Here is a 4459-nt window from a genome sequence, read left to right as displayed (position 1 = left end):
CCCTCCGGTGAGCCCACATCCGCCGCCGCACCCGCTCCGACCGCCTCCACGGCCGCCGCGCCGGCTGCTGCGCCCCGCGGCTGCGCGCGATGCTCGGGGCGTCCGGGCGCGGAGGTCCGGGTCACCATCGCCGCCTCCACCCTGATCGGCCTGGACGACCAGCCCGCTCACCTCGACGGGTACGGACCCGTCGACGCCGTGACCGCCCGAGCCCTGGCCGCGGGCGGCGTCTGGCAGCGGGTGGTCACCGACCCGGTGAGCGGTCAGGTCCTGGACGTCGGACGCGACCGCTACCGACCTCCGGCGGCGCTCGACGAGTTCGTACGGACCCGCGACGGGACCTGTGCGGCGCCCGGGTGCCTGGTCCCGGCCCGGCGCTGCGACCTGGACCACACCACGGAGTTCCACCCCCAGCCCGGCACCGACCCCGACGCACCCGTGGGCCGGACCGACGCGGACAACCTCGGACCCCTGTGTCGCCGGCACCACCGCCTCAAGACCGACGGCGGGTTCCGGCTGCGCCAGATCGAGGCGGGGCTGTTCGAGTGGATCACCCCCGCCGGGCACCGGTACCTCACCCGGCCCGGGACCGGGGACACCCATGACGCCACCACCGACCCCCACGACGAACCCCCACCGTTCTGAGGCGTGGCGGCCGCTCGTGCAACTTCCTTCCCTCAGGCTCGCAGCGGGAGCAGGATCGCCCCATGGCCGACCACGTCATCAAGCCGCTGACGCCGGAGACGTACCCCGCCTGGCGCGCGCTCGCTGCGAAGCACAACGGGGTCTGGGGCGGCTGCTGGTGCAGCTACTTCCACGGTGACACGCCCACGACGACGAAGGCCGACCACGACGGGCCGGAGTTCAAGCGGCGGCTGGTGGCCGAGGGCGTCGCGCACGCCGCGCTCGTGTTCGACGGCGACCAGGCGATCGCGTGGTGCCAGTACGGCAGCCCGGACGAGCTGCCCCGGATCTACCACCGCAAGCAGTACGACGCCGAGGAGACCCACCCGGCGCCGTGGCGGATCACCTGCTTCTTCGTCGACCGCGACCACCGCCGGCAGGGCGTGGCGCTGGAGGCGCTGCGCGGTGCGCTGGACCTCATCGCGCAGGCCGGCGGGGGCGAGGTGGTGTCGTTCCCGAACGAGCCGCCGACCGGCAAGCGGGTCTCGTCCTCGTTCCTGCACAACGTCACGCGCGGCATGTTCGAGGAGGCCGGGTTCGTGTTCGAGCGGCACATCGGGACGAGCAAGACAGTGATGCGCACGACCGTCGCACCGGCGTAGAGCGCTACGGCCGCGGGTCCGTCACGAGCCGCTAGGGCCGCGGGTCCGTCACGAGCCGCTAGGGCCGCGGGTCCGTCACGAGCCGTGACGGCCGCCGGTCCCTCAGGAGCCGCTACGGCCGCCGGTCCCTTACGAGCCGCTACGGCCGCCGGCCCGTCACGAGCCCCTACGGCCGCCGGCCCGTCACGAGGCGGTCGCGCAGGCGTCGGCCCCGGCGTGGTGCGCCCGGCCGGGGCGGTGCGCCTCGCTGAGCCGGATCACGTCGTCGAGCTTGTCGCGGGTCGCCGTCAGGTCGTCGAGCTGCGCCTGCACGCGGGCGCGCTCGGCCAGCAGCCGCTCGTACATGTCGTCGGTGAGCACGCCGCGGTCCATGCACGGCAGGATCCGCAGCACCGCCTTGCTGCCGAGCCCCGCCGCGTAGAGGCTCTGGATGAACCGGACCCGGTCGACGGCGCCCGGCGGGTACCGGCGCTGACCGCTCGCGGTGCGCTCGGCGTCCAGCAGCCCCTGCTCCTCGTAGTAGCGCAGCGCTCGCACGCTGACGCCCGCCTCCGCGGCGACCTCTCCGATGCGCACCCGGCCTCCCTGTCCTCGGCTCCGCGACGCGGGCTTGACCCTGACGTCGACGTCAGGTCCTAGCGTGCCAGACATGACAACCGCACTGATCACCGGGGCCAACCGTGGCCTCGGCCGCCACTTCGCCACCGAGCTGCTCGCCCGGGGCGCGACGGTCTACGCCGCCGCGCGCGAGCCCGCCACGATCGACCTGCCGGGCGTCCGGCCGCTCGCGCTCGACATCACCGACCCCGACGCGGTCAAGGCCGCCGCCGCGCTGGCCGCCGACGTGGACCTGCTGATCAACAACGCCGGCGTCTCGACCGGCTCGACGCTGCTCGGTGACCTGGCGGGTGTGCGAGCCGAGATGGACGTCAACTTCTGGGGGACGCTCTCCATGGTCCGTGCGTTCGCCCCGGTCCTGGCGGCGAACGGCGGCGGGGCGGTGGTCAACGTCGCCTCGGCGCTGTCCTGGTTCGCCGCCCCTGGCGCGGGCGCGTACGCGGTGTCGAAGGCCGCGAACTGGAACATGAGCAACGCGCTGCGGCTCGAGCTGGCGGGTCAGGGCACTCGGGTGACCTCGGTGCACCTGGGCCTCGCGGACACCGACATGGCCGCGGGCCTCGACGGCCCGAAGACCGACCCCGCCGTGGTCGTCCGCCGCACCCTGGACGCCGTGGCGGCCGGCGACCTCGAGGTCGTCGTCGACGACTGGAGCGCGATGGTGAAGGCGTCGCTGGCCGAGGACCCGCGCGCGTTCTACGCGCGCTTCCTCCCGGCCTGATCGGCCGCCCGTACGCGCCTCCCGCGAGCCGCGCACGAGCCGCCCGCCGGCCGACGATCCCCGTGGGGGCGCCGGCCGGCGTGGCGTCGGCAGACCCCACGCCCGGGCCTGTCGGCGCCCGGGTCGGCCGGCGCCCGGGCCTGCTGGCGCCCGGGCCGGCCGGCGTCCTGCTGGCAGAGCCCCCACCGCCGCGCGCCGCTGACGCCCGGGGACGCGCGGACGCCCGTCCTACTCCGGTCGCAGCCCGGCCCGGAAGACGGCGGCGACGGTCCCGCGGTCCTCCGGGGAGCCGAGCCGGACCGCGTGCTCGAACCCGCACACCAGGTGCATGAGCTGCTCGAGGGTCAGGTCCGCCCGGACGGCGCCGGCGCGCTGCGCACGGTCGAGCAGGGTGGCGGCCGTCCGGGTCAGCTCGGCCTTGGCGTCGCGGACCTCGGGGGAGGAGTCGTCGGCAGCGAGGAGCACCTGCTGCAGCCCCTCGTCCGCCAGCAGCAGGTCGAGCATCCCCGACAGGAACGCCTGGAACGCGGCGGCGGGGTCGTCGTCGGCCAGGGCGGCCCGCGCGGTGTCGAGCGCCCGGCGCACGGTGCCGGCGGTGAGCTCCTCGACGAGGGCCTCGACCGTCGGGAAGTGCCGGTACACGGTGCCGACGCCGACCCCGGCGTCCCGGGCGACGTCGTTCAGCCGGAGCGCGCCGCGGTCCCGACCGGCGGCTGCGGCGAGGATGCGCTCGCGACTGCGGGCGGCGTCGGAGCGGAGCGGCGGCATGCGGCCGATGCTACCCGAAGTGGATGGTCCATCCGGTACGGTGCTGGTACCGGATGACCTATCCACTTCGAGACGAGGACGACATGACCGCGACCAGCAGCACGAGCACCGGCAGCAGCAGCACCGGGACCGACGACGCCCCCTGGGACCCCGCGCACCCGCCCCGCCAGGACGGCCGCACCGTCGTGGTCACGGGCGCCACCGCCGGGATCGGGTACTTCGCCGCGGAACAGCTCGCGGCGGCGGGAGCCGACGTCGTGCTGGCGTCCCGCTCGCCGGCCCGGCTCGCGGCGGCCCGCGCCTCGATCCTCGCTCGGACGCCCGAGGCGCAGGTCCGGACGGTCGCGCTGGAGCTCGGCTCGCTGCGGGCGGTGGACGACGCGGTGGCGGAGCTCACGGCGCTCCCGCGGCTCGACGGGGTGTTCCTCAACGGCGGGGCGATGTCGATGAGCGCCCGCGCCCGCACGTCCGACGGCCACCCGCTGCTGCTGGGCACCCACGTGCTCGGGCATGTGCGCCTGCTGGCGGGGATCCTCCCGGCGCTCGTCTCCACGGCCGCCTCGACCGGCGGCGAGGGGCGCGTGGTGCACGCCTCGACGGGCTTCGTCGCGCGGTTCCGGCCGGCGGTCGACGACGTGGCCCGGGTCCCGCGGCTCGGCATCGTCGCGTACACCCGGGCGAAGGCCGTGACGGAGGTGCTCGCGTTCGAGCTCGACCGGCGGCTGCGCGCGGCGGGCCGCCCGGTCGCGTCGGTGGTCACGCACCCCGGCGTAGGTGTGGATGCGCGCACGCCGCACCGCCCCGGCATCCGGGACGCGACGACGCCCTACCGGCGCAACCCGTACACGCCCTGGGCGCAGGGCAAGGACGCCGCGGCCTGGCCGGCCGTGCGCGCCATGACCGACCCGGGCGTGCGGGGCGGCGACTACCTCGCGCCGCGGGAGGGGATGCGGGGCCTGCCGGTGCGGGTGCCCACGCCGGCGCGGACCGCGGACCCCGGCGCGGAGGTCGCGCGCCGCGTCTGGGAGCGGGTCGAGCACCTCGCGGGGGTCGAGCTCCGGCCCTG

At 76.0% G+C, this 4459-nt stretch carries 6 protein-coding genes; 4 read left to right on the top strand and 2 right to left on the bottom strand.

All coding sequences use genetic code 11. From position 1 onward, the window contains the following. The first annotated feature begins 198 nt into the window (after positions 1 to 198). Both G6556_RS17425 and G6556_RS17420 read left to right on the top strand, forming a co-directional pair. Positions 199 to 645, top strand: coding sequence for an HNH endonuclease signature motif containing protein (locus tag G6556_RS17425; RefSeq protein ID WP_346774971.1), 447 nt, complete (start codon positions 199 to 201; stop codon positions 643 to 645). A 62-nt stretch (positions 646 to 707) separates the two neighbouring features. Further along, complete coding sequence (locus G6556_RS17420) at positions 708 to 1286, top strand: GNAT family N-acetyltransferase (protein ID WP_166944209.1); 579 nt, start codon at positions 708 to 710, stop codon at positions 1284 to 1286. A 183-nt stretch (positions 1287 to 1469) separates the two neighbouring features. Here G6556_RS17420 and G6556_RS17415 read toward each other — a convergent pair whose 3' ends face one another. Then, complete coding sequence (locus G6556_RS17415) at positions 1470 to 1862, bottom strand: MerR family transcriptional regulator (protein ID WP_166944207.1); 393 nt, start codon at positions 1860 to 1862, stop codon at positions 1470 to 1472. A 73-nt stretch (positions 1863 to 1935) separates the two neighbouring features. On the opposite strand from G6556_RS17415, the gene G6556_RS17410 reads away from it, so the two are divergent. Beyond that, a complete protein-coding gene (locus tag G6556_RS17410; protein WP_166944205.1) occupies positions 1936 to 2625 on the top strand; it encodes an SDR family oxidoreductase in 690 nt (229 codons plus the stop codon). Positions 2626 to 2853: 228 nt separating this feature from the next. Here G6556_RS17410 and G6556_RS17405 read toward each other — a convergent pair whose 3' ends face one another. Further along, positions 2854 to 3393: a TetR family transcriptional regulator gene (locus tag G6556_RS17405; protein ID WP_166944203.1), complete on the bottom strand. Its 540-nt coding sequence runs from the start codon at positions 3391 to 3393 to the stop codon at positions 2854 to 2856. An 83-nt stretch (positions 3394 to 3476) separates the two neighbouring features. Here G6556_RS17405 and G6556_RS17400 point away from each other — a divergent pair. Further along, positions 3477 to 4459: SDR family NAD(P)-dependent oxidoreductase (locus G6556_RS17400; protein WP_166944201.1), on the top strand; the 983-nt coding region annotated here is incomplete at its 3' end.

Origin of the sequence: Cellulomonas sp. IC4_254 (genome assembly GCF_011603975.1) — a bacterium.
GTDB lineage: Bacteria > Actinomycetota > Actinomycetes > Actinomycetales > Cellulomonadaceae > Cellulomonas.
The sequence above is the reverse complement of the archived record's forward strand: the minus strand, read 5'-3'. Positions and strand labels throughout refer to the sequence as shown.

Excerpts from the sequence above, each read along its gene's own strand:
- G6556_RS17420 (WP_166944209.1), top strand. The coding sequence starts at position 708 with ATGGCCGACCACGTCATCAAGCCGCTGACGCCGGAGACGTACCCCGCC.
- G6556_RS17410 (WP_166944205.1), top strand. The coding sequence starts at position 1,936 with ATGACAACCGCACTGATCACCGGGGCCAACCGTGGCCTCGGCCGCCAC.
- G6556_RS17405 (WP_166944203.1), bottom strand. The coding sequence starts at position 3,393 with ATGCCGCCGCTCCGCTCCGACGCCGCCCGCAGTCGCGAGCGCATCCTC.